The sequence below is a fragment of the Hahella sp. NBU794 genome, from assembly GCF_050749805.1.
Taxonomy (GTDB): domain Bacteria; phylum Pseudomonadota; class Gammaproteobacteria; order Pseudomonadales; family Oleiphilaceae; genus Hahella.
The window spans coordinates 1,676,693-1,701,985 of the sequence record NZ_CP192738.1 but is presented as its reverse complement, the minus strand read 5'-3'; the positions used below and the strand labels follow the sequence as shown (position 1 = coordinate 1,701,985).

Annotated in this window: 21 protein-coding genes; 10 read left to right on the top strand and 11 right to left on the bottom strand. The window is 56.4% G+C overall.

The window, feature by feature from the left end:
• Positions 1–50 precede the first annotated feature (50 nt).
• The 3 genes from ACQYWX_RS07690 to ACQYWX_RS07680 are packed head-to-tail and all read right to left on the bottom strand — an operon-like array spanning position 51 to position 3,353.
• A complete protein-coding gene (locus ACQYWX_RS07690) occupies positions 51–641 on the bottom strand; it encodes a nucleotidyltransferase family protein (protein WP_431688395.1) in 591 nt (196 codons plus the stop codon).
• A gap of 25 nt (positions 642–666) precedes the next feature.
• Positions 667–2,865 carry a molybdopterin cofactor-binding domain-containing protein gene (locus tag ACQYWX_RS07685; RefSeq protein ID WP_431688394.1) on the bottom strand — a complete coding sequence of 733 codons (2,199 nt, stop codon included), beginning with the start codon at positions 2,863–2,865 and terminating at the stop codon, positions 667–669.
• A gap of 14 nt (positions 2,866–2,879) precedes the next feature.
• Positions 2,880–3,353: a (2Fe-2S)-binding protein gene (locus ACQYWX_RS07680; RefSeq protein ID WP_216734838.1), complete on the bottom strand. Its 474-nt coding sequence runs from the start codon at positions 3,351–3,353 to the stop codon at positions 2,880–2,882.
• A 226-nt stretch (positions 3,354–3,579) separates the two neighbouring features.
• Between ACQYWX_RS07680 and ACQYWX_RS07675 the strand changes: the two genes are divergently transcribed.
• On the top strand, positions 3,580–4,710 hold the full coding sequence (locus tag ACQYWX_RS07675; protein WP_431688393.1) for a hypothetical protein: 1,131 nt from the start codon (positions 3,580–3,582) through the stop codon (positions 4,708–4,710).
• 13 nt (positions 4,711–4,723) lie between these two features.
• On the opposite strand, the gene ACQYWX_RS07670 is transcribed toward ACQYWX_RS07675, so the two are convergent.
• Positions 4,724–6,061, bottom strand: coding sequence for a sphingomyelin phosphodiesterase (locus ACQYWX_RS07670; RefSeq protein ID WP_431688392.1), 1,338 nt, complete (start codon positions 6,059–6,061; stop codon positions 4,724–4,726).
• A 192-nt stretch (positions 6,062–6,253) separates the two neighbouring features.
• On the opposite strand from ACQYWX_RS07670, the gene ACQYWX_RS07665 reads away from it, so the two are divergent.
• Positions 6,254–7,279 (top strand): DUF2804 domain-containing protein, encoded by a 1,026-nt coding sequence (locus ACQYWX_RS07665; RefSeq protein WP_216734841.1) that lies wholly within the window; start codon positions 6,254–6,256, stop codon positions 7,277–7,279.
• Between the two features lie 73 nt (positions 7,280–7,352).
• Here the strand turns inward: ACQYWX_RS07665 and smrA are convergent, their stop codons facing one another.
• Both smrA and ACQYWX_RS07655 read right to left on the bottom strand, forming a co-directional pair.
• Positions 7,353–7,934 carry a DNA endonuclease SmrA gene (smrA, locus tag ACQYWX_RS07660; protein ID WP_216734842.1) on the bottom strand — a complete coding sequence of 194 codons (582 nt, stop codon included), beginning with the start codon at positions 7,932–7,934 and terminating at the stop codon, positions 7,353–7,355.
• A gap of 166 nt (positions 7,935–8,100) precedes the next feature.
• On the bottom strand, positions 8,101–8,490 hold the full coding sequence (locus tag ACQYWX_RS07655) for a TM2 domain-containing protein (RefSeq protein WP_279503348.1): 390 nt from the start codon (positions 8,488–8,490) through the stop codon (positions 8,101–8,103).
• Between the two features lie 192 nt (positions 8,491–8,682).
• Between ACQYWX_RS07655 and ACQYWX_RS07650 the strand changes: the two genes are divergently transcribed.
• Positions 8,683–9,420 (top strand): M48 family metallopeptidase, encoded by a 738-nt coding sequence (locus ACQYWX_RS07650; RefSeq protein ID WP_279503346.1) that lies wholly within the window; start codon positions 8,683–8,685, stop codon positions 9,418–9,420.
• A 43-nt stretch (positions 9,421–9,463) separates the two neighbouring features.
• On the opposite strand, the gene ACQYWX_RS07645 is transcribed toward ACQYWX_RS07650, so the two are convergent.
• Positions 9,464–10,939: a methyl-accepting chemotaxis protein gene (locus ACQYWX_RS07645; RefSeq protein ID WP_431688391.1), complete on the bottom strand. Its 1,476-nt coding sequence runs from the start codon at positions 10,937–10,939 to the stop codon at positions 9,464–9,466.
• 723 nt (positions 10,940–11,662) lie between these two features.
• Here ACQYWX_RS07645 and ACQYWX_RS07640 point away from each other — a divergent pair.
• The 4 genes from ACQYWX_RS07640 (at position 11,663) to ACQYWX_RS07625 (ending at position 15,724) form a co-directional block, all read left to right on the top strand.
• Positions 11,663–13,105, top strand: coding sequence for an AMP-binding protein (locus ACQYWX_RS07640; RefSeq protein ID WP_431688390.1), 1,443 nt, complete (start codon positions 11,663–11,665; stop codon positions 13,103–13,105).
• A complete protein-coding gene (locus ACQYWX_RS07635; RefSeq protein WP_431688389.1) occupies positions 13,102–14,481 on the top strand; it encodes a hypothetical protein in 1,380 nt (459 codons plus the stop codon). Before ACQYWX_RS07640 ends, ACQYWX_RS07635 begins: the two co-directional genes overlap by 4 nt.
• Positions 14,482–14,492: 11 nt before the next feature.
• Positions 14,493–15,278 (top strand): enoyl-CoA hydratase/isomerase family protein, encoded by a 786-nt coding sequence (locus ACQYWX_RS07630; RefSeq protein WP_431688388.1) that lies wholly within the window; start codon positions 14,493–14,495, stop codon positions 15,276–15,278.
• Positions 15,279–15,451: 173 nt separating this feature from the next.
• Positions 15,452–15,724, top strand: a complete 273-nt coding sequence (locus ACQYWX_RS07625) for a PilZ domain-containing protein (RefSeq protein WP_216734849.1) — start codon at positions 15,452–15,454, stop codon at positions 15,722–15,724.
• Between the two features lie 16 nt (positions 15,725–15,740).
• On the opposite strand, the gene ACQYWX_RS07620 is transcribed toward ACQYWX_RS07625, so the two are convergent.
• Positions 15,741–16,130, bottom strand: coding sequence for a hypothetical protein (locus ACQYWX_RS07620; protein WP_216734850.1), 390 nt, complete (start codon positions 16,128–16,130; stop codon positions 15,741–15,743).
• 544 nt (positions 16,131–16,674) lie between these two features.
• On the opposite strand from ACQYWX_RS07620, the gene ACQYWX_RS07615 reads away from it, so the two are divergent.
• The 3 genes from ACQYWX_RS07615 to rapA all read left to right on the top strand — a co-directional run bounded on the left by ACQYWX_RS07615 (position 16,675) and on the right by rapA (position 22,407).
• On the top strand, positions 16,675–18,645 hold the full coding sequence (locus ACQYWX_RS07615) for a putative nucleotidyltransferase substrate binding domain-containing protein (protein WP_431688387.1): 1,971 nt from the start codon (positions 16,675–16,677) through the stop codon (positions 18,643–18,645).
• Positions 18,642–19,334: an exonuclease domain-containing protein gene (locus ACQYWX_RS07610; RefSeq protein WP_431688386.1), complete on the top strand. Its 693-nt coding sequence runs from the start codon at positions 18,642–18,644 to the stop codon at positions 19,332–19,334. The genes ACQYWX_RS07615 and ACQYWX_RS07610 overlap by 4 nt, the downstream gene beginning before the upstream one ends.
• A 169-nt stretch (positions 19,335–19,503) precedes the next feature.
• Positions 19,504–22,407: an RNA polymerase-associated protein RapA gene (gene rapA / locus ACQYWX_RS07605; RefSeq protein ID WP_431688385.1), complete on the top strand. Its 2,904-nt coding sequence runs from the start codon at positions 19,504–19,506 to the stop codon at positions 22,405–22,407.
• 63 nt (positions 22,408–22,470) lie between these two features.
• Here the strand turns inward: rapA and ACQYWX_RS07600 are convergent, their stop codons facing one another.
• The 3 genes from ACQYWX_RS07600 to ACQYWX_RS07590 form a co-directional block, all read right to left on the bottom strand.
• Entirely contained in the window at positions 22,471–23,670 is a 1,200-nt protein-coding gene (locus ACQYWX_RS07600; protein WP_431688384.1) for an iron-containing alcohol dehydrogenase, read from the bottom strand.
• Positions 23,667–24,215 (bottom strand): hypothetical protein, encoded by a 549-nt coding sequence (locus ACQYWX_RS07595; RefSeq protein WP_431688383.1) that lies wholly within the window; start codon positions 24,213–24,215, stop codon positions 23,667–23,669. Before ACQYWX_RS07595 ends, ACQYWX_RS07600 begins: the two co-directional genes overlap by 4 nt.
• Positions 24,216–24,387: 172 nt before the next feature.
• Complete coding sequence (locus tag ACQYWX_RS07590; protein WP_431688382.1) at positions 24,388–25,185, bottom strand: helix-turn-helix domain-containing protein; 798 nt, start codon at positions 25,183–25,185, stop codon at positions 24,388–24,390.
• Positions 25,186–25,293 lie beyond the last annotated feature (108 nt).

Below are 25,293 nucleotides of genomic sequence, written 5' to 3'. Positions count from 1 at the left end.
GCCCTGTCCCGCGGGATGCGCGAGACAGGGCTCAGACAGCGAAAGCGGGTTCAGGGCAAAGAGTAAGCCACCCCTTCCTGCCGCGCTTCATGGATATCATCCGGGGTATCCACATCGCACAGCACCCCGCGATCCTCCACGTCCAAACGCAATAACGCATCGCTGTATCGCTGCAACACCGACTTCGCTCCGGCGTCGCCGCCCAGAGCCATCAATTGCGGGTAAAAGCGGCGTCCGAAAATTACCGGATGTCCCTGCCGCTCGTGGTAGAAAGGCGCGATGATGCGCTCTTCTTCTCCACGCTCATGCAGCGCAGCCAGCGTGCTCGCGCGAATGTAAGGCATATCCGCCAACGCCACGCCGCAGAACATCCAGTCCCGTACTTGCGACACTCCCCAGGCCAATGAGGCGCCCATACCCGCCTCCGCGTGGGGACAAACCGTATAGGGAACGTCAAGGCGATCCAACAATGCAGTGACGGCGTTGTGTCCGGGTCTGACCACTACCAGCACCGGTTGCTCCGTCGCCGTCAACGCCGCCAGAGTGTGCGCCAGCAGCGCACGTCCGTCTCTCATTTTAGCCGTCAGTTTGTCCGCGCCGAAGCGGCGGCTCTGTCCTGCGGCCAGCACCAACCATCCCATAATTATTATAATCTCCCGGCTATATTCATGTTTTCAGCCGCAACGGCAGGTCGCGCAAGCGTCGTCCGGTCAGCCTGAATACGGCATTGGCCACCGCCGGCGCTATGGGCGGCGTTCCCGGCTCTCCTACTCCGGTGGGAGCGGCGTCACCACCAACCAGAACCACATCGATTTCCGGGGTTTCATTCATGCGCAATACCGGATAATCGTGAAAGTTTGACTGTCTCACCGCACCCTGAATATGGGTTATCTCCCCATACAGAGCCGCTGTCAAGCCGAAAATGACGCCGCCTTGCATTTGTGCGATCACCGTATCAGGATTCACCGCCAATCCGCAGTCGACGGCGCATACGACCCGATGCACCCGGATAGCGTCGTTTTCCACAGACACTTCCGCCACCTGCGCGACATAGGTTCCAAAGCTTTTATGGCAGGCCACGCCGAGCGCTCTGCCTGGCGCCAGCGCACCATGCCAGTCCGCCTTCTGCGCCGCCGCGCGCAGCACTCTTAAATGGCGTGGATGATCACGCAGTAGTTGTTCCCGATAGGCCAACGGGTCCTGACGGGCATGATGCGCCAGCTCATCGATAAAACTCTCCACCACAAAAGCGTTGAAAGAATGGCCGACCGAGCGCCAATAACTGATAGGAACGCCAGAGTCCGCCTTCATATGGCGCACGCGGATGTGGGGAATCGCGTAAGGGACATCCTCCGCGCCCTCATAAGCGCTCTGATCCGGCGTGACCATTTTCGCCACGCCTGCGGCCATGCGCACCATGGCTTGCGGCGCCCATGTCGGAGCGACCGCCCCTGCGGCTTCTTTCGCGTAATGATCAATCACCCGCGGCGCGGCGATGTCATGAGTCCAAGCGAGCGCCTCGCCCCCTGGCGACAACGCCGCGGTCAGTCGGTGCAGCGACGCGGGTCGAAATAAGTCATGTTGAATGTCTTCCTCTCGCGACCAGATTAATTTCACCGGGCGATCGAAATGTTGCGCGATGGAAACGGCTTCGCCAACGAAATCCTGGCTCAGACGACGCCCGAACCCACCACCGATAAACGTGGTGTGAATATGGATGTCGGAGGCGGATAAGCCACATTCTCTTCTGGCCACCGCCCGCGCCACGTCGGGCCCCTGAGTGGGCGCCCATACGTCGCAACGCCCGTCCCGAAACCAGACCGTACAATTTTGCGGCTCCATTGTGGCGTGGGCGAGAAACGGAGCGCGATACTCCGCCGTCACTCTCTCTGAAGTTGACGCCAATGCGCTCTCGACATCGCCCTCGCTGCGAACGGTATCTCCGCTTTCCGTGTCCAGGGTTTGCCGGTAGAGATCAAAGACCGACGCGGTATCCAGCTCTCCCAATTCTCCGGCGTCCCATTCAATCTTCAGCTTGTCCCGGGCCTGACGGGCGCGCCAGTATTTATCCGCCACTACGGCGACGCCACGGGGAACCTGTATGACCGCCACCACGCCGGGCATATTCCGCGCCGCCTGATCGTCCAGCGTGCGCAAAGCGCCCCCCGTCGCGGGAGGCCGCGCCATCACCGCATACAACATATCAGGCAATTGCACGTCGATGCCGAAGTCTGCGCGGCCGAAGCTTTTCAAGGAAGCGTCCAGTCGTTGATTGAACTTGCCGATGTAGAGGTAATCCGCCGGCGACTTCAGGGTAATGTCAGTCGGCGTGGGCTGCCGCGCCGCCAGTTCCGCCAAATCGCCATAACTCAGCGATGGGCCGCCTTCGCGCAAGCGACAGACGCCATGCTCGGTGATGATTGATGACGCCGGCGCATTCCAGACCTGCGCCGCGGCGGCGACCAGCATGGCTCGCCCCATGGCCCCCGCCTCCCGCAATCGCACCCAGTTGCTGCTCAAACTGGTGCTGCCGCCGGTGATTTGCAGACCGAAATCAGGCTGTTCGTAGGCGGAATCCACCGGCGCAAACACGACTTCGATGGAGGCAGGATCGACATCCAGCTCTTCCGCCAGCAGCGTACACATGCCCGTGTAGGTTCCCTGCCCCATCTCCACCCGGTCCAGAGTCAGAATAACGCGATTGTCCGGCGTGACCTCCAACCAGGCGTTGGGTCGCAGCGAATTCGTCTCCATCCCTTGCGGCAAGGACGCGCAACCAGGCAACTGCAAAGCGACCATCAGTCCGCCGCCAGCGCTGAGGGAAGCCCGAAGCAAGTCTCTACGGGATAATGCAATGGTCTCCATAGCCCCTTCCCCCTCTATTTCTGGTTTGAGTTCTGATTGATTTGCGCCGCTGCTTGATGGATGGCGGCGCGAATGCGGGGATAGGTTCCACAGCGGCAAATGTTGCCGGACATGGCGTTGTCGATATCCGCATCGGAAGGCTGAGGATTTTTCGTCAGCAAGGCGCAGGCGGACATGAGTTGCCCAGATTGGCAGTACCCGCACTGGGGTGTATTCAACTCCACCCAGGCCTGCTGCAACGGATGGGGCTGGTCTGGATCGCCAATGCCTTCGATAGTGGTGATCTTGCGTTCCTGGGCCACGCTCGCCGGAGTAATGCAGGAGCGAATGGGCTCTCCATCCAGATGCACAGTGCAGGCGCCGCACAACCCCATGCCACAGCCGAATTTGGTTCCCGTCAGTCGCAACTCATCGCGGATCACCCAAAGCAATGGAGTATCCGGCGTCACATCCACTTCTCTTGGTTCGCCGTTCACGGTTAATTTCATAAAGACGCCCTGTTCGCATTTTGTTGTTATGATGCTCGAAAGACTAAATGACCAATGGTCATTTGTCTATGTAGTAACCGAAAGCGCTGGAGTTCACATGTAGGCGCTTACTTTCGCTCTGCGCGCTTATAACCGTGGCGCCACACAAAACTTTTCCTTATAGTTCGCGTAGTTAAAACATAATGTTTTGTCAGGTAGACCTTTGCGCTAAGGGAGTTCGCTGAGCATGAAGCCGACGTTGGCAATCAAGCGGTTTGTCTTTGTCTGTATCACATTATCCCCAGGCCTCGCCTTCGCCGAGCGCCTGTCCATGACGCCGGATTTTCTGGACTATTTTTCCGTCAATCCTCCACGCACCACGCTGCCTTCCGCACCGGAAAGAGAGCTGCTGGAGCGCTATAAGCCCCGTTTTTTCGCGGCGGAAGGACAGACGTTATTCATCGATTTTTATCGCGACTACATCGCCAACGGCCGTCTGTATGACAAACACGGCGCGCTGATCAGCGAGGACGTCAGCCCGGAAACCCTCAACAAATTCACCTACAATCCAGACGTCTGCTTTTTTTATGACGGCGATGGCGACACGAGTCGACAGGTCGCCTACGGCCGGGTCGACTACGACAATGTCGGGCTGGAAGACGCCAAAACCTGGACCTTTCTCACCTACAACCTGACATTCGCTTATTCCGGGCTGCCGGTGGGCATGCCGGGCTGGAAGTCGATCATGTTGAACCTGCTGGGAGATACCCGTCACTGGCGCAGCCCGGATCAGTACGTCTCCGCCACCATTGCGCTGAATGACCAGCAACGCCCTATCGCCATCACCTTGCAGCAGCATGACTATCTGACCACGTACATTCTGAACCGGGATCTTGAGCTGCCGGAGGATGGCCGCATCAGGCTGGATATCGCCAAGTCATCCAACGAACTGTATCCCCATTCGCCCTCTGAACAGAGACGCCGCGCCGCCACTGCATTGACGCCGGATGACGCGGAATACCTGATCTATGGCGCAGATCGCCCCTTTCTTGGCGGCATGGATGTGACCCACGGCCAAATAGAGATCGAATACACGCTGACGGCGCTGCCGCCGGACGACGCCTTCTATCAATTCAAAGGCGAGCTGGGCGAATCCCACATGTTATGGAACCGCGACGCGCCTTCCGGCGCCGACTACAGCACCGCGCCCACCCTGAAGCCCAAGTCCATCGCCATGGCCGCGGGATACCGCCGCGAAGATGATCAGGACTACCTCCAGCTACTGCAGGACTGGCGGGACAGCGGTTACGGCAAGCTGCCCGACCATGTCAAAACGGCCTTCATGCGCCGCTTCACCGAAGATCTGCCGGCGCCATGACTGGCCTCCGTCCCTATTCCACCGGATAGGCTGGCAACGGAAAGACGAACTCGCCTTCCACAGGGAAGTGATCCGATAAATCCCAGGTCGTCCAGTGCTCCCATTCGATGAAACGGGGAATGCGCACTCGATTGTGGGAGTACACCGGCGCGACGTGCGCGTTCGAGGTCAACACGTAATCCAGATATTCGGTGTACTTGGAGTCCGCGAAGGTATTCACGCCGCCATCATAGGTATGCGGATACTGGCTCTGTGACGGCGGATCAGCGACGTCCAGAATCGCCAGCATATCCTGATGTTCCGTCGGAAAGTTGAGCTTATCCACATTGAGATCGCCTGCGATGATGACCGGCTCATCCGCCGCCGCCCCTTTGCTGTCGACAAAGGCTTTGTACTGCTGAAAATGCCAGCGCCGCAGAGCGACATCCTCTTCCCCGGTATAGGCGTGGGTATGCGTGCCGAACAAATGGTAAATCTGTCCGCCCTTATCGATTTTGGCGTAATTGGCCCCTTTTGAGGCGAAGCATCCGTCATTGCGGCAGCCTTCGTAGACCATCGTGTTCTGCTCCAGGATCGGCCAACGGCTGGCGATAAAACTGCCTCCCGTCAGAATGCGCCCCAGTTTGAAGGGAATCTCGGTCAGGTACGGATATTCCGCCTGCAGGTCGCTGCGAAAACGCGCGGTAAGTATTGGGTCGAACACCTCCTGAAACACCACGGCGTCATAGCCTTTCACGGCTTCCGCCATGGTGGCGAGCCGGTTGGAGGTATTCTTTGACATCAGGCCCGGCAACAACGCCCAGGCATTATAGGTAAGCACTTTGAGGTGATTGCTTTGCGGAACGCGTTCGCTGAGGGTCCAGTCATTGTTAATGACGTAGTAAACGTCGTCTCCGCCAGGTCTGGCGTATTGCGAGCGATACGCCAAGTGGCTGTCCACCCCGTCAAACTCTCTGGGGATGGCGTGAATGTCGCGGTCATAACGCCAGGGGTCGTCGTCCGCCGCAATCCACATTTTGCTGAAATTCCAGGTTCCTTCGAGTTTCTGCCGCAGCAGCGCCGTACTATTGCGCCCCATTACGGTGGTGTCGAAGAAGTAGGTTTTACCCCACTTGATGCCCTGGTCACGGTTGAAGCGCAGAATTTTTACCGTGGCCAGGGGCGGAATCTCCGTCTCCAGCCGGTCCCATTCCACACCCTCCCGGATGTTGTCGTAACCGCTTTGCGCGGTGCTCAGAGTGACTGTCTCCATCGTGCTGTTGGTCAGGTAGATATAAGTCTCCGCCCAGGACCATCGCGTCAGCAGTAAAAACATCGCCGCTCCCGCCAGCCATTTATATAATCGCCGCATCTCCGTCCTCCCAAGATTGTTATTTTTATCGTCTCTAAGAAGTCAGTGAGCGGAATGTAACAGAACGTCATTAACATAATCGGACCTGAATCACAGATTTAACCCCGTTAAATTAACATTAAAATGAAAACGGAATAGCCTCTGTCATGGCGTACAACACCTGAAAACATAAAAAAAACCATGTGAGACAATATGACCAGCTTCCACACCCCCATTCTTATTGGCGAGGACGGCCAACCTGCATGGGGCCGCTTTTCCCAACCCGTCGGGCAGATCAACTATTGGGATTATGATCTGCGCACCCCCATGGACCAGGCCGTCAGCCCCTTCTTCAAGGAAAAGAAGTTCAACCAGTTTCAGTTCTTCGGCCTGCTCAGTCAGGATTTGATTATCGGCGTCGCCATCGTTGACCTGAAATGGGTCTCCAACGCCTTTCTCTACTGCTTTAACGGCGCGACTGGCGAATATGAGGAATTCAGCTTCCTGCAGCCACTTGCTCGTAAAACTCAGTTTAGCGTCACCCCGGACAACGGCGACGTGAGTTTCAGCAACGGCAAAAGCGAGTTCGATTTCAATAACTTCCCTTCCGGACACAAACTCGACGTCGTACTGCAAAGCGGGCTGCAACTCTCCGCCTATCTGGATTTCGGCGTGCGCCAGGACCCCCTGCGCCTGTGCTGCCCCGCTGGATACAACGGCTGGGTCTACACCCAGAAAAGCGCCGGCCTGCCGGTCAGCGGCCATCTAATCTGGAAAGGCCACAAGTACCTGCTGGAGCATATGGGCATGATGGGCTCTTCTGACTGGTCCTGCGGCTTTATGCGCAGAGAAACTGTATGGAAGTGGGCCTGCGTCAGCGGCGTGGACTCCACCGGCCGCCGCCTGGGTCTGAATCTGGCCAACGGCGTCAACGAAACCGGCATGACGGAGAACGCCATGTGGTTGAACGGCATGATGCATCCACTGGAGCCGGTGCGTTTCCGCTTCAACCGCCGCGAGCCTTTCCAGCCCTGGCGGGTTTACTCTGAGAGCAAAAAAATCGACCTCACGTTCACCCCGCGAGGATGCCGCCGCGACAAAATCAATCTGTGGCTGCTGGCCTCTAATTTCCGGCAGATGTTCGGCAGCTACAACGGCCGCATTATCACCGCCCAGGGTGAAGCTATCGATATTATCGATCAGCCTGGATTCGCTGAAGATCACTACGCGAAGTGGTGAGAATAAGCCGGATCGGTAAGAGGTAGACGGAAAACACGACGCCGGCTTCTGGCCGGCTGCGTTTTCTCAAAGATTAGCGGGAGCCAAAACGTTCCCGATTGTTCTGCTTTTCACGGTCGCTTTTGCGCAGCAGAACATAGACTGCGCCGGAACCGCCATGCTGTTTTTGTGCGCTGTGAAACGCCAGGACTTCGTCGAATTCCCGCAACCAGCGATTGACGTAACTCTTGATGATCGCTTCCTGATTCTGATTACGGTCGCCCTTGCCATGCAGGATGATCACCGTGCGCAAGTCGTAACGCAGACAATCGCGCACAAACTGGAACACCTCTACCCGCGCTTCCTCCACCGTCTTGCGATGCAGATCAAGACGCGCTTCGATCTGGTACTGGCCGAGCCGGAGCTTTTTATACACTCCATGCTGCACGCCATCTTTTTTGTATTCCAGCAGGTCATTGCTTTTCAGTATCTCGACATGATCGTCGGAACTGAGAAAGTTGAGATCCAATAGCTTATGCCTGACGGCGGCCTTACGGCGAACCTCCTGTCCCGGGGTTTCTTCCTTGGTTTTCTTGACGTCCGCCTGATTATGGCGGGGCAACGGCTTGACCCCTGACATCTCTTCGGCAAAAAGATCATCTTTATCTTCTTGCATGGTACTACCCTCTTCTACTGTTAAGCCTGCGCCCGCATCCCTTCAGCGCCTCTTGTTTCGTTCTAACATCTTCGCCCGCGCCAGCGCAAGCCGTCCACAATGCGTAGCCATCAGTGGACGGACCCAAGCCGCCCACTGATTCAAGAAACGGCTGATCGTCGTCTGCTTAGGCAGCGTTCACTTCGGAAATCTGGTCGTTCAGCGTCCAGAAGTCGTAGAGAATACCCAGGCCAAACACACCGCCCGTGACCAAATACAACAGGCCAGTCAGCCATTTGCCCATGTAAAAACGATGTACGCCGAAAAAGCCCAAAAAGGTCAAAAGAATCCAGCTCGCGGTATAGCTGGTGGAGCCGTCTTTAAAACGACGATCCGCTTCGCGGTCCATAGAGGGGATCAGGAAAAGGTCAATAATCCAGCCAATGCCCAACAGGCCGAGAGTGAAAAACCAGATAGTGCCGGTAACGGGTTTGCCATAGTAAAAACGATGAGAGCCGGTAAACCCGAAAATCCACAGGATGTATCCCATGGCTTTGGAATGCGTGTCATTTTGCATATGCGTCATATTTCCGCTGTAAAGTGGATTTCCATGTTAATGAGACTGGTTAATGGGGTCGGAAGCCCATATATCAACCGGACCACCGTATTTTTACATACCCGGCGGCGAGACCGCCGAGCGCATTGTAATCCCGTCCCACGGCGTTAGCGGTTACAATGCCGGCAGCAGCTTTGAGAGACCCCATTCCCGATGACAGAAAACGCCTCCGCCACCAACCTGTGCATGCACCCGGCGCTGGACCTGCAGTATCAACTGCTGCGCTCCTCCCGCCGCAAATCTGTAGTGATTGAAGTGCATCGGGACCAGAGCGTCAAAGTCCGCGCGCCATTGCGCGTCAGCCAACGGGACATTCACCGCCTGCTCGGGGAAAAAATTCACTGGATTCGCATGCAGCAGCACAAACAGGCGCTGTTGCCGCAGCCTCAGCAAGCCCCGGGTTACGCCACAGACAGTCTCCATTATTTCATGGGCGCGGAGTTCAGGCTGGCGTACCAGCCCAATTTACGCTCCCTGGCGTTGACAGAGGACGGACGTATTTGTCTGCCCGGTCGCTATCAAGAGAACCCGGCCCAGGCGGAAAAGTACCTGAATACCTGGTATCGCAATCAGGCGCAGGCGCTGTTAGAAGAGCGCCTGGCTTTATGGAATGAGCGCATCGCCGCCTGGAATGTGGTTCAACCCACCCTGCGCCTGCGCTTCATGCGGCGTTATTGGGGCAGCTGTAATCGCAAAGGCATGATCACGCTGAATGTGAATCTGGTGAAGATTCCGCTGTCATTGGTGGATTATGTGGTGACCCATGAGCTGTGCCATCTGCGGGAAATGAACCACAGCCCTCGTTTCTATGCGCTACAGGAACAGTTGTTGCCGGATTGGCGCAGCCTGCGCAAGGAAATCCGCCTTTGGGAGCAGCGGGTTTTGCCCTGACGCCTATCCTCTTCGCGACTATCGACTTTCGCCGTCCCAGTCTCTATTTCACCTTCATCGCCTTCACCAGACGATCCAGCGTATTGGCCTGAGTGTGGATGGATTTGCTGCTGGCCGCGACTTCTCCGGCGATCTGCGAAGTGTCCCGGGTGAGATTGCGCATTTCCTGCAGGTTGTCATTCATGGCGCCGACCGTCGCGCCCTGCTGTTCGACCGCGGTGGCGATCAAAGTGTTCTTTTCCAGAATGTCCCGCACCAGCTCTTTCACGCCGGTCAGCAATCCAACTGTATTTTGTGCGCCGGCGAGGCAGCGCTCCGCATCTTCCCTCCCCTCCAGAATGCCCTTCTCCACTTTCTTCTCCAGATCCTGAATGGCGTTGACGATGGAGTCGATGCCTTCACTGGCGGTGTAGGCGCGGGTGGCCAGGGTTCTCACTTCGTCCGCCACCACGGCGAAGCCTCTTCCCTGTTCGCCTGCTCTGGCCGCTTCAATAGCGGCGTTCAGCGCCAACAGGTTGGTTTGCTCGGAGATACTGGTGATTTCCCCGGTGGAAGACTGGATTTTCTGTGTGTCCTCGTTGAGCTGGTTGGTCAGATCGACCAGCGAGTCCACTGATTTGGCCAGCTTAGCGATGGCGACTTTGGAATCCTGCGCCTCTTTTAGTCCGGATTCAGTTTTCGCATCGGCGTTGCCTGACATTTCCCGCGTCTCATCCGCGTACTGCGCCACCTGCTGCGCCGCGTCCAGCATCTGCTGCATGGAATCCGCCACACTTTCGGTCTGGTTAGCCTGACGGGACATCTGATCGCGGGTCTTTGTGGAATATTGCGCCAGCAATCCCACTTCCTGCTGCAGCGTAGCGACAGCGTTATGAATCTGCAGCACCGCCTCCTGATAGGTCTGCTGCATCTGATTGAAGGCTGAAGCCATTTGCCCCACTTCATCCTCACATTCGATCGGCACCCGCAGCGTCAGGTCGCTCTGGCTCTGCGCCTGCAACATGATGGATTTGAGTCGATTGACGTGACGCTCCACAAACGCGATCAGTAATTGCGACGCCACCAGCAGCAGACACATCAGAACAAAAACAATCCCGGCGAACGCCGGCGCCTGATCCTTAAATACTTTCCATAGACTAGGCGCGTCGCCCAGAGCCACTTTTACCTTGCCGCCATCACGCAGATAAGCCACTACCTTGTCTGGTTCGTCCGACATTAAACTCTCCGAAGACTGAACCAGCATTCGCGGTTGCGCCGCAGCGTCGCTGGAAATCATGCGCAAGACGTCCCGCTGCAGCGTATTAGCCGGCACTTTATCCAGTTCATACACGCGCAAGGGACCGGCTGTCTGCCCAGCGGGAGCGCGCACCGCCACCTTCAACTCGGACGCCAGCAGCTCAATACCGCCGTTATGAGACAAGCGCATGGAAGCCAATACCAACGCCAGCATGATGCCGAACGAAACCGCATTGACCAGCCAAAATTTATATCTAAGACCGACATTTGTGAGCCAGGACATTCGTACCACACTTGGTTATCAGGTTTACAATCGGCCGCCCACGCCTCCGCCTGAGGCAAAAACAACGACCTCGTAGCAAGTGTAGTACAAAGGTAAAAATTTTTTTTGATTCAAGCCGTTAATCAGATTCCTTAGCGCAACGCCATAGAAAGAACAAACACTTTCGCTCCTTCTTACCAGCGTCATTCCAACCCCAGACTAATCCCGTCGCCCTTGCAGATAAGTTTACTTGTATTTACGAGATATATTATCAGCCCTTGGATATAACCTTATTTAAAATTCATTTATTTATACTTTTTCATCAATTTATTCTGAACTTTTTCCAACAACAAAAGTCGTAATCAAAGTATTAATTCCCCATTTCAAAGGGAACTAATCTCAAAGATAAAAGTTAAACAAAAAGTTAAATATATAAAGAAACGGAGAACATTCGCCGCTTCACCTAATCCATTTGTTTCACAACGATCATAGTCCATTGACATCAGGCGAACCGAGGCTTGAAGGGTTGCTTTCGCCTTGTCAAAAGATAAATAGAAGGAGAGACTTATGAACTTCACCGCTTCCGTCATTCAAAAATCAGAACTTTCCCAATCTATACAGAAGTTTCGTTTAGAACCTCTGCAAGGTTTATCTCCCAAAGATCAAATAAAATTTATCCAATATGGCCAGGGCGAATATAAGACGCCGCCCTTTAGCAATATATATTTAGCCATAGAACAAAGTATGAAGACCTTTGCAGATCAAACCGCCGTCGAGCATCTGGGCGAAAAGATCAGTTATGGCGAACTGCAAAAGCAAGTGGATTTTCTCGCAGGCGTTTTGATTTCGGCGGGTGTAAAAAAAGGAGACCATGTCGCTCTGTTTGTACGTCGATCCATCCCCATGGTGGTTGGCGTTCTGGCGACGCTCAAGGTAGGGGCTGCCTATGTGCCTCAGGACGTGAAGATCTGCCCGCAGGAACAGTTAAAGCTCGTCGCGCAATCCTCCGCCGCCAGGGTGATGCTTACCCTTTCTGAATTCTATGACAGCGTGCCGGTTCCTCCAGACTGCGAGCGCCTGTGTATCGATGAAATCCTGAGCCGCCGTGCATGCGCCGATAGCGCCCCAATTCCCCCATCTTTTCCGACCGTAGAAGAAGATGACGCCTGCTTCGTGCTGTTCACCTCCGGCACAACCGGAGCGCCCAACGGCGTCAAAGTCACGCATGGCAATGTCTGCAACCTGCTGCTGACCGCGCCGGGCGATCTGGGCATTCAACCCGGAGAAAAAGTCGCGCAGATCCTGAATATCGCCTTCGACATGGCCGCCTGGGAGATCCTGACCACCCTCGCCCACGGTGGAGAATTGATTATCCGCGGCTGCGATTTTCAGGAAACAATCAGCCGCGCCAATGTGGTGATCGCCACCCCCAGTATTTTGAGCAAACTCGATCCCGCCTCCTGCCCCAACCTCCGCGCAGTTGCAGTCGCGGGGGAAGCCTGCCCCGAGCCGCTGGCGAGAAAGTGGGCCGGCTATTGTGAGTTCTATAACTGCTGCGGCCCCACTGAAGTGACCATTGTGAACACCATGGGACGCTACCTGCCGGATCAGGGCCCGCTGAGCATCGGAGCCCCCACGCCGAACAATACGGTCTACATCTTAAACGATTCACTAAAACCCTGCGCCATCGGCGAAGTGGGCGAAATGTGGGCTGGCGGCGCCTGCGTCACAGCGGGTTATATCAACAACGATGTACTCAATGAAGACCGCTATCGCCACGACCCCTTTCTGGATAACGGCGGCAAAATGTTCCGCACCCGCGACCTTGGGCGCTGGCTGGACAATGGCGAACTGGAGCATTTGGGACGTACTGACGATCAGGTCAAGGTCCGGGGGTTCCGGGTCGAGCTGAACTCAGTTTCCTGCGCCATAGAAGCCCTGCCCGGATGTCAGCAGGCGGTGGTGATCAAACACACCAGCCGCGACCTCGCCGCCTTCGTCAAACCCGCCAGCGTCAATCCTGCTCTGGTAAAACAGGCCGTCGCGGCAAAGCTCCCTTATTACTGCATCCCCGATAAAGTCCTGGCTCTGGACGAGTTCCCCATGACCCCGCGGGGCAAGGTCGATAAGAGGCGCCTGGAGGAAATGCTGGCGAATATCCCCGCCTCGCAGGAGGTTCCGGCATGACGGCCTCCTTATCCAAGACGGCGTTGCAATATGCGCCCAAGGCGCCGCCGCAGAAAAAGCACATTGACCTGTCCCGCATCAAGATGCCGCAGCAACATCCTTGGCACAAATGGGCCCGTCATCCGAAGGTGATGCCTTATAACCGTCTCGCCGTACTGATGACCGCCTTCAATATCGGCGCGCTGTACTGGCTGACAAATGGCGGCTGGCGCATAGACCAATTGCCGATGGAAACCGTGCTGAACGGCGCCCTTGTCAATTTCACCATCGCCATTCTGATTCGACAGCAGTATGTCGTTAATGCGCTGTTCGCTATCGCCACCAGCATGCCCACCCACTGGCCGCTGAAATGGCGCTGGGCCATGGGCAAGGTGTATCACTTTGGCGGAATCCATGTCGGAGGGTTCTTTTGCGGTACGCTGTGGTACGCCGCGTTCACGGTTTTCAGCCTGCTCGGAAGCTATGCCGCCCTGCCCTTGTCGATACCGATATTGGCGTCTGTTCATCTGAGCATACTGACTCTGATGATCATTCTCGCGTTGCCCGACCTGCGCGCCAAATATCACGATCAGTTCGAGTTCTCCGCACGCTTCGGCAGTTGGGCGTCCGTCCTCCTGTTTTGGGCGCAGACGCTTATTCTGAGCGCGGCGGCGCACCCTGTCAGCGAGTTGCCGTCTGCGCTCGCGACCTCGCCTCAGGTGTGGGCGCTGGCGGCGGTGACCCTCAGCATCCTGGCGCCCTGGCTGCGCCTGCGCAAAGTGGAAGTGACCATCCACAAACCTTCGAACCATGCCGTCATCGCCGACTTTAATTATGGTGTAACGCCCTTCGCCGGCTCATCGACGGATCTCAGTTTGAACCCGCTGTTTGAGTGGCATGCGTTCGCCAATATTCCGTTGCCGGGACGGGAAGGTTTTCAGTTGGCCATATCCCGGGCTGGCGACTGGACCGGGGCGTTTATCGATAACCAGCCCCGCAAAGTGTGGGTCAAGGGTATTCCCACCGCGGGGGTCGGCAATATCGAAACCCTGTTCAAAAAGGTGGTATGGATCGCCACGGGCAGCGGCATCGGTCCCTGCCTGCCGCATTTGGTTGCGCAAGGCGTGCCGGCGAAGCTGGTGTGGGCGACGCGCAATCCCCGCAAAACCTACGGCGATGAGCTGGTTAACGACATCAAAGCGGCTCACCCGGACGCCTTGATCTGGGACACCGACACTCATGGCAAACCCGACCTCGCCAGACTGGCCTATCTGGCTTATCGCGATACCGGCGCTGAAGCGGTTATCTGCATCTCAAACAAAAAGGTCACCTGGAACGTTGTTTATGAACTGGAAAGCCGCGGCATTCCCGCCTTTGGCGCCATTTGGGATTCTTGAGGAGATTGATCATGACTGCACTAATACAACAAACCAGCGTCAACGGCGTCACGACCTTGACGATCAACCGCCCAGATAAACTGAACGCCTTATCGCCCGAGCTTTTTGTCGAGTTAAAAGCCATTCTGTTGCGACTGCAGGAGCCGGGTTTCCCTGTCCGCGGCGTGATTCTGACCGGCGCAGGCGAAAAAGCGTTCATCGCTGGCGCGGATATCGCCGCCATGCAGCAAATGTCTCCTGAAGAAGGCGAACGATTCGCCGCCCAGGGACAGGAGATCACCTCCTTACTGGAGGCGCTGCCCATTCCGGTCATCGCCTGCGTGAACGGCTACGCCCTTGGCGGCGGCTGTGAGCTGGCGATGGCCTGCGACTTCATTTATTGCACCGAGCGCGCCCAGTTTGGCCAGCCGGAAGTCTCATTAGGCCTGACGCCCTGCTTTGGCGGCTGCGTGCGACTGAGCCGTTTCGTCGGCGCCGGACGCGCTCGCGAACTGATCTACACCGGCCGTCGCATCGACGCAGGTGAGGCGCTGCGAATCGGCCTGGTCAACCGCGTGTTCGCCGACGCCGACGCCATGCTGGCCGCCGCCCGGGATATCCTGCTGCAATGTAAAAGTCAGTCTCCTGTGGCTATTTCCCTGTGCAAACACACCATCAACGCCAGTTACGGGCGCACTACTGATGAAGCGCTGGAAGTGGAGAAGAAAGCCTTTAGGCGCACATTCGAAAGCGCTGACAAGCAGGAAGGCGTGCAGGCGTTTGTTGAAAAGCGTCCCGCCGTTTTTCCTGGCAGGTGAAAGAAAAGAGAGGAGTAACGGCGGATTAACCTGCTAGTGAAAACCAGCCGATCTAACGAGGCGTGCGCAGTCCCAGCATGCCTCTTCTCTCTCCCTCTCGCTCATTTTGTGGTCTACACTGATAAGAAGTCCGCGTCCGCCTGACATGAATTCGCAGCGAGCCCAATGTTGTTATGAGTAGAGAAAAGCGTAACTCCCCCCGCATCAAAGCCAATTTCCGGGTTGAGCTATCCAGCCCGCAATTGGGCGTTATCGAAACCCGGACCCGGGATGTTTCCGATGGCGGGGCCTTCGTTATCATCGCCGAAGAAACCACGCCTGAATTACACATGAAAGTGCAGATTCGCGTACTGGATCTGCCCGGAGAACCCGGTCAATCGGTGGAAAGCGAAGTAGTGAGAATTGAGAATGAAGGGGTAGGATTGCGATTCATTCCGAAAGACTGATTTTGCAGCCTCTCGGTTACGAGGCGGGCTCTTCAGGCGGTTCGTCCAGCTTGTTCTTTTTGCTCTTCTTGTCTTTGTTCTTGCCCGGCTTGTAATCCGTCTCCGGCCATGCGGACTTTATTTCCGCCGCTTGCTGCGAAGCGGAGAACTCTTCCCACAAAATGCCGTTGCAATCTTTATCGCAGGTGAAGAATTTGGCCTCGGAGTCTTCCCAGCCCAGGTGACGTAAACGCCCGCCTTCGCCTGGCGCGGTTTTACGAATAGAAAAGTTCAGCTCCTTGGTGCGCCATAGCGCATATTCACCCGGCACCACAACATCAGCGGGACGCCCCAGCCTTTCGTTGTACTCCTCCACCGACTGCTCGATATCGATGACGGCAATGGCCAGATGAAATTTTTTGCTCATACAATGAGGCTCCTTCACTTACAAAAATTCGAGGCTTTGAGTGTGATAATACAACACCAAGGCGCACATGGGGTTGAACCCGTGCTGATTCCAGAATGACAGGGGATGATAGAACAACGGAAGGGAAGCATACCGAAAAAAAATACCGGGCGGCCAGCGGAGATTCCACCTGCCTATCCCGGTTTAACATGGACAATAACGTCCATCACTCAGCGTTCACACACCATTGAAGGTCGTTCCCGGTAGTGTCTATACGACCGGGGCACAAAAAGAACCTCTGAAAACTCAGGGGCCCTCCCTATGCTCGCGGGAATAGCCCAGCTAGTCCCGTCGTTATAGTAGCAAAGGCCCCATACCGTAAAACCCCGACCTTAGTCTAAACCTTGGCCGGCCCGGCGTTTCGATCCAGTGGCGATGCGCCCTCGCCGTTTTTCTCATGCAAATTGATCTACGCCAAGCCTGGCGGCGGGACGCAGTACAACTAAAGACGTATAGTTTAGGAACACGCGCCTATTTATAAATAAGTTTAAAAAAGGTCGCCCCTATGTCCGATTCATCCCCTGACAACACGCCAAACGGAGTTTCCCGGATGTCGCTGGCGGAAGCCTCTGGCGCAGACAGCGCCATCCCTCAGAACATCCGATCCCTGATGAATTTTCTGCGCGCCTTCGTTCCTTTCAAGCAAATGGACGACGGCCCACTGGCGACGCTGCTGGAAAAATCCAGCATCGAGTTTTTCCCCGCCGGCGCGCCGATCATCGGACCAGAAGATGGCGCGCCGGAGAAGTTCTATATCGTGAAGCAGGGGTATATCGTCGGCGAACGCGACAGCTACCGTCACGCCAATGAACTCCCCACATTCGACATCGGTCCCGGCGCCTGTTTCCCGGTAGCGGCGCTACTTGGCGAACGCCCTACCCGCACGTTACACAAAGCTCAGGAAGACACGTTCTGCATTACCTGCAGCAAAGAGCACTTTTCCCGCATGCTGGCGGTCTGCCCGGTATTCCGCGACTTCTGTCTGCGCGGGGTCAGCAGCCTGCTGGACCAGGTCAACCGGCAGATACAGGCGCAAGCGCAGTCCACCCTGGGCGAAGACTATTCTCTCAATACGCCGCTGAGTCAGTTTATTGAACGTCAGGCCGTACATTGCGAGCCGACGCTGAGCATTCGCAAAGCGGTCAGGATCATGGATGAACGAGGCGTCGGCTCCATGGTGGTGACGGACGCCAATCGCAAACCCATCGGCATATTTACGTTAAGAGACTTGCGTCGCTTTATCGCCGATCCCGGCGCGGATCTGGATGCGCCCATATCCAGTCGCATGAACGCGGACCCGATTTCCCTGTCGCCGGACGCTACCGCCTTTGAAGCAGCGTTGATCATGGCGAAACATCATTTCGCCCATGTTCTTATCGCGGAGAATGACAAACTGCTGGGCGTTGTTTCCGAACGCGACCTGTTTTCCCTGCAGCGGGTCAATCTGGTGCATATCGCCCGCACGCTGGCGAACGCGCCCTCTGTAGACGCTTTGGCGGCGTTGCAGAGCGATGTGGCGCGTCTGGCGGAAACCATGATCGCCCACGGCGCCAGCGCCGAGCAGCTCAACCATATTGTGACCCTGCTGAACGATTACAGCACCCGTCAGGTCATCCGGCTGATCATCAAAGAACAAGGCGACCCAGGCGTGCCGTTTAGCTGGATTACGTTCGGCAGCGCCGGCAGGCGCGAGCAAACCCTGCTGACGGACCAGGATAACGGCATCATCTTCGAGCTGGAGGATTCGCGCCTGTGGGAGTCGGCCCGTCAGCGTTTGCTGCCCCTGGCCTCGCGCATCAACGCGGCTCTGGATCAGTGTGGGTTTACACTCTGCAAGGGCAATATCATGGCGGGCAACCCCACACTGTGTCTGAGCGCGCAGGAGTGGGAGCAGCGCTTCAATGGCTTTATTGACGCCGCGACGCCGCAGAACGTACTCAACTCCTGCATTTTCTTCGACCTGAGAACGCAGTGGGGCGATGCGACGCTAGCGAGCCGCATGTTCGCTCCTATTCGTCGTCGCATCCAGCAGCACACACTGTTTCAACGCATGCTGGCCACGGCGGCGCTGGAGCACCGGCCACCACTGGGATTATTCAAAGGATTCGTCACCCGTAAAGAGCATGGCCTGGAAGGCGTGGACCTGAAAAAGCAGGGGCTGACGCCCTTTGTCGACGCCGCCCGAGTCCTGTCACTCGCACACGGAGTGGAAGCCTCCAACACCATTTATCGGCTGCGCCAGCTCAGCGAAGCCAATGTTCTGGAAACCCGGGATGCGCGCGCCTGGGAAGAAGCGTTCGACTTCATTCAACTGCTGCGCCTGCGACATCACCTGCACTGCAAGCGGGAAGGCAAGGAACTGACCAACCTGGTGGCGCCCAATGCGCTCAACGATCTCGACCAGCGCATTCTGAAAGAAGCATGCCGCCAGGCCCAACGACTACAAAGGAAGCTCGCCTGGAGTTATCAATTATGACCTTGGATCAATTAACGGACTTTTTTTCCATGGACGCGGACGTCAAAGCCCTCACGCGCTGGTCGCCGCCTCCGCCGGGGCAGGCGCTTGAGGATATACGCTGGGTAACGGCGGATGTGGAGACAACCGGCCTTAACACAAAAAAAGATGTGGTGATCGCTATCGGCGCAGTGGAAATCGACGGCCTGAGCATCTGCCTGGAACAGACATTCGAACTGGTGATCAATGCTGACGCACGCCTGGAAAACGACAATATTCTGATTCACGGCCTGTCCCACCAAGCCCTCAGCCAGGGCGTACAGCCCAAAGAAGCGATTCATTCCTTTCTTAGCTATGCGCACGGAGCCATCCTGCTCGCCTTTCATGCGCCCTTCGACAAGGCCATGCTGGAAAAAGAAGCCCGCGCGCATCTGGGCGTCAGTTGCCGGCTGCCATTCTACGACGTGGCGGAATGGCTGAAAGCGCTATGTCCGGAAGCGCCCTCCCATCTGCGCAGCCTGGACGACTGGTCCCACTATTTCGGCCTATATAACGATCAACGCCATCATGCCGCCTGCGACGCCATGGCCGCCGCTGAACTAGCGTTAATCTGCCTGCAAAAGGCCCGCAGCCAGGGCGTGACTACCTGGAAAGGACTGCAGGATAAAGTCGCCGCGCGGATCAAACTGGAAAAAATGCGCGCTCATTGACAAAAAGCGAACAGGAAACAGATCCCCAGCAGTGATACCATAACGCCCTTGCGCCGGACTGCGCCTGTTCGTCACCGCGCGCCGCCCGCAATCAGTGTCCGTTGCGTCATGGGAGAGCCTACGCGCCCTCTCCCGCCACGACGGAAGCACACCGTTAAATACAGCGAGAATGAGTAAATTGAGTACCCCGAATTTTGTGATCGGCCAGCGCTGGATCAGTAACACTGAGCCTGAACTAGGCCTCGGCATCATCACCGAAAACGATAATCGCAGAATCACCATCAGCTTTCCCGCCGCCACCGAGCAGCGCACCTATTCCGCCGCCAACGCGCCTTTAAGCCGCGTGCAGTATCAGGTAGGCGATAACGTCAGCGATAATGACGAGAAGAAATACACTGTCGCCGGGGTGATGGAGCAACAAGGCTATCTGATCTATGAGGCGCTTGACGAAAAAGGCCGCAAAGTCGAACTGCCGGAGCTGGAGTTAAGCAGCTTCGTCCACTTCGTCAGCCCGAAAGATCGCCTGTTCTCCGGTCAGGTCGACAAACTGAGCAGTTATCTGCTGCGCCAGGAAACCCTCGGCTACCAAACCCGCCAGCAGGCGACCCAGGGCTACGGCCTGATGGGCGCGCGGGTGCAACTTCTGCCCCACCAGATGTACATCGCCAACGAAGTGGCGCACCGTCACGCCCCCAGGGTATTGCTGGCGGACGAAGTCGGACTGGGTAAAACCATTGAAGCGGGCCTGATCCTGCATCACCAGCTGTTGAGCGGACGCGCCCAGCGCGTGCTGATCGTGGTGCCGGAAAGCTTGCTGCACCAATGGCTGGTGGAAATGCTGCGCCGCTTCAATCTGCAGTTCTCTATCCTCGACAATGAGCGTTGCGAAGCGCTGACCGAGTCCGGCGAGGAAAATCCATTTGAATGTTCTCAGTTGGTGCTCTGCAGCCTGAACTTCATCACTGACAACGAACAGTGGCGCGAACACGCCCTGAACGCCCAGTGGGATATGCTGGTCGTGGATGAGGCGCACCATCTGAAGTGGTCGCCAGAACAACAGAGTCCCGCCTACAGCCACATCGAAGCACTGGCGCAGAAGGCGCCCGGCCTGTTGCTGCTGACCGCGACGCCAGAACAGCTGGGCCTGGAAAGCCACTTCGCGCGTCTGCGCTTGCTGGACCCCGCCCGCTATCATGATCTGGAGCGGTTCCGGGAAGAGGAAAGCCAGTATCAGCCAGTCAACGACCTAGTCAAAGAGTTGCTGGGTGAAAGCGGTCCAAAGCGTCTGCTGGACTCCAAGGATGTGCAGGCGAAGCTGGCCGGCTACCTGGGACAGGATGCGGTGGACACGCTGCTGACGGAACTACAGCAATTCGAGGTCGACGCCGACGAGGACAGCCAGGAAGAAGCCCTGCACCGGGTCGAACGCGCCGTGCGCAAGCTGTTGGATCAACACGGCGTAGGCCGAGTGTTGTTCCGCAACACCCGTTCCGCCATCAAAGGGTTCCCACAGCGCGTCCTGCATTTACACCCGCTGCCCCAACCGGAAGAACTCGCCGCCCTGACCGCCTCCGCCAACCTGGAGCAACGGCTGCACCCCGAGCGTCTGCTGGGCGCGGAATGGGTTAAAACCGACGCCCGCGTGGAGTGGTTGGCGCAGTGGCTGAAACAAAATCGTCTGGAAAAAGTATTGGTGATCTGCGCTCACGCGGAAACCGCTCTGGATCTGGAAGACTTCCTGCGTTTACGCGGCGGCTACCGCACAGCCGTATTCCATGAAGGCTTGTCTTTGCTGGAGCGCGATCGCGCCGGCGCTTATTTCGCGGACGACGAATACGGCGCTCAGGCGCTGATCTGTTCAGAGATTGGCAGTGAAGGACGCAATTTCCAGTTCGCCAGACACCTGGTGTTGTTCGACTTGCCGCAAAATCCGGACTTATTGGAACAGCGCATTGGCCGACTGGACCGTATCGGACAACGCCACGATGTGAATATTCACGTTCCGTTCTTCGAAAACTCCGCCCAGGAACGCCTGCTACGCTGGCATAACGAAGGCATCAACGCCTTCAGTCGCCCTTGCCCCGCTGGCGCGGCGATTTACCAACGCTTCGCCGAGCGCTTGGAAAGCGAGCTGGAGCAAACGGATGATCGGGATGAATTCAATCAACTGATCGCTGACACCCACCAGTTCACAGAAGAAACGCTGCAGGAGCTGCAACAAGGCCGCGATCCACTGCTGGAACTCAATTCCTGTGACCCGCTGAAAGCGAACGATCTGGTTGAGCAGATCGCAGAAGACGAGCGCCGCAAAGAGCTGGAAGACTACATTGAGCGCGTCTTCAGCCAATATGGCGTGGACCAGGAGCAGCACAGCGAACGCGCGTATATCTTCCGCCCTGGAGATCATATGCAGTGCAGCCACTTCCCAGGATTGCCGGAAGATGGCGTCACCGCGACCTTCCATCGCGATCTGGCGTTAAGCCGCGACGACATGCAGTTCCTCACCTGGGAGCACCCAATCATAACCGGCGCTATGGATATGATCCTGTGCGGCGAGTTCGGCAACACCGGGCTCTGCACCATCAAACTGCCGCCGTTGCAACCAGGAGCCCTGATGGTGGAGACCATTTTCCGCCTCAACTGCCCTGCGCCGAAGGCATTGCAGCTTTACCGCTTCCTGCCGAAAGAACCGGTGCGCCTGCTAATCGACAGCAGCGGCAAAGAGCTGGGCAAAATCCTGACTGCCGCTCACTTGCAGCAGCTGGGGGAAAATGTGCCCAAGCGCACCGCTCAGGATCTGGTGCGTCATGCCCGCCCGCAAATAGAACCACTGATCACCAAAGCGGAAAAAACCGCGGCGGCGCAGAAAAGCGAGCTGGTAGAGCGTTCTATCGCCCTGATGCTGCAATCCCAGCAAACAGAAATTGAGCGTTTGAAAGCGCTGGCGGAGGTGAATCCGAATATCCGTCAGGATGAGATTGATTTCCTCATCCAGCAAACGGAAACCCTGGAGAAATACCTGAAAGGCGCGCAGCTGACGCTAGACGCCGTGCGAGTAGTGATCGCCACCTAAGACGGCGACTCGCAAAAATACACACCCGGCTGTCGGATCATTCCGCAGCCGGGCTCTTACTGTTTACATATCGTCCCAAGCGCTCTTCAGCACTTCCAGCACTTCCTCAAAGTCCGCTTCCGCCGGATTGAAAATAATAGACCCATCGTCCATCGCCACATCTGCGATTTTCGGCAGCAGATCCAGACTCACTTTGCCGGTTTCCTTCAAAGTTCGCGGCAGCTTACAACGCTCGAACAGCTCATCGCGCAGTTCTCTGATCGCAGCGACCGCCCGTCTCGCACGCTGTTCCGGCGGCGTATTCGCGTATACCCGCGCTCCCGCCAATGGCAACAACAACTCCGCCAACGGCTCGCGAATTTTGCCTTTACGCAGGTTGTATTCCAGCACATAAGGCAGGAACAAACTCATGCACATCCCATGTGGCAGATGACAAATAACTCCCAGCGCATGCCCCAGCGCATGTACTAATCCCACCATAGAATTGGAGAACGCGATGCCCGCCATAGTTGAAGCTTGCGCCAGTTCCAGACGACCTTGCGGATCTTTCGGGTTATCCATCACTTCCAACAAGTGCTCGCTGATTTTCTTGACGGCGGAAAAAGCATAGGCGTCGCTGAGCGGATTCTTGGCCATACAGGTGTATGCTTCAACTGCATGGGTAAGCGCGTCCATCGCCGTGGCCGCAGTGATGTGCGCGGGCAATGTCAGCGTCATGCGCGGATCGATAATCGCCGCATTTGGCAACAGGAAAGGTGAGCCGAAAGGCAGCTTAACGCCTTTTTTCCGATCGGCAATCACTGCGACCGAGGTGACTTCCGACCCAGTGCCCGCTGTCGTGGGGATGACGAAGAAGGGCTTGAGCGGACGCTTCAACACGCCGGCGCCAGAGTACTTGGCCAGATTGTCGCCCCCTTCGGAAACCAGAATATTAACGGCTTTCGCGGTGTCGATCACCGATCCGCCACCGACGGCGATGATGGAATCCGCCCCCTGTTCTCGGTACACAGCGGCGATATTGCGCACCACTTCAGTCGACGAATCCGGCGGCACATCATCAAAAATGGACGCCATCTCCACACCGCCTTCGCTGCAGGCGGTAATCACATAATCCGACAGTCCCGCGCCACGCACGCCTTTGTCAGTAATCATTAATGGATTCGATACGCCCAATGCGCTGAGTTCAAAAGGAATATGCTCCAGCGCAGCCTCGCCCGCGATCACTTTGACCGGGCAAAAAAATTCGTAATACCCTTTGCTCATGCTGCTTTCCTCTGCTCAGACAAAAAGTTGGTCGCTACACGCAGATATATCCGCGCACCCTGAATGAGTTTTTCCGGGAGTGTTATAGAGGGATACTCTTTAATCGCCATCTCCGCCACCAGCTTCGGCAGGATAAAGGCCTCCAGCCGGTTCAAGGCTCGCACCATCCGCACCGCGCTGGAAATATCGCCATCCACCACCATACGGTCATTGGCGAACGCGGTCGCTGTGCTTTCCTGGAATGAAAGCATGCGGAAGGCATGTTCGATGTGCTTGATATAGATGGTTAAATCCGCCTCACCATCGGAGTCGGACAAGAAAATAAATGAGCCATCCGCCGCTTTGCGCAGCATCAGCCCCGGCCCCGAGGGCAATACCTTCATGGCGAAGGTGAAGTTTTCCGGGAAAGCCGACAATTCCCGCTGGATTTCATTATCTTCCTGGGAAATCGCCTGCAACGCACGGCCAACCACCTGCATCATGGTCGCCACATACAGCCGTTTGGCGCGGCTGATCGCCTGACTCTTGAGTTGCTGAATTCTCACGCTCCACCCACCCTGAGTTGTTGTTATACCGCTGCTTGATTACGTGTATCGCTACAACCGAAAAACGTCACTTTCCGGGCAAGCCATAACGTAACAAACGAGTTAGAGCTTTTACTCTAGACAGAAAGCCCGTTTCCGTCAATAGAAGGCGGTGAAGCGCAGTGAAACCGACCTAAAGCCCTCCACAATGGCTGCGCCAATAGGCTTCAGTGGGCTCATCCAGCGGAAAGAAATGTTCAATGCGAATGTCCCTGACCGTGATATCCAAGGGCGCGCCAAAGCTGGAGATCGAGCTGAACATTCTCAGCTTCACACCGTCCAGATTGATATTGAAGTTGATGACAGGGCTATCCAGACTCTCCAGGTTGCGCTTTTTCCAGTCAGAAGGAATGCCTTCGATGCTCAACAATTCCTCAATAAACGCTTCATCCTCCGCAGCACCCGCCTCCAACGTATGCTCTCGCCAAATACGCTGGAGCATATGACAGGCCAGCAACTCCCAGTCATCAACAAAAGACCTCAGTCCATCCTGAGCCAGAAAGACCTTCATGAAATTCGGCGTCTCACTGATCGCCATACCGGCGACCATAAGTCGTTGCATCATAAATTGCTGGGCCGCGTTCGCCTGAATCAGGTTGTAATGTCTATCCAACACCACAGCGGGATACGGCATGTGCGACTGCATCAGTTGCGCCAAAGCCTTGCGCACTGGGGCCATGGAGGCCGCATCCAGACGCCTCTCACCAAACACCTGACTGTATCCAGCCAGCGTCAGCAAACTATTGGTCGTCGTCATGTCCACTCCCAATATTCGCGCCATATGCAGCACCATCTCTCGACTGGGCTTGGAGCGACCCGTCTCCATAAAACTGATATGTCGCGAAGACACCTCTGCTTCCATAGAAAGCTCAAGCTGACTGAGCCGTCGCGCTTCTCTCAGCTCCCGTAACTTAACGCCAAATGCGCTCATAACTATTACTCCCGACACTGATTTCATTAAGGCTGCGCTTTCACCCGCCTCAATTTGGCCAATATGCCCATCAGAAGCAACTGTCCGCCATTACCTCAGAGGTAATTG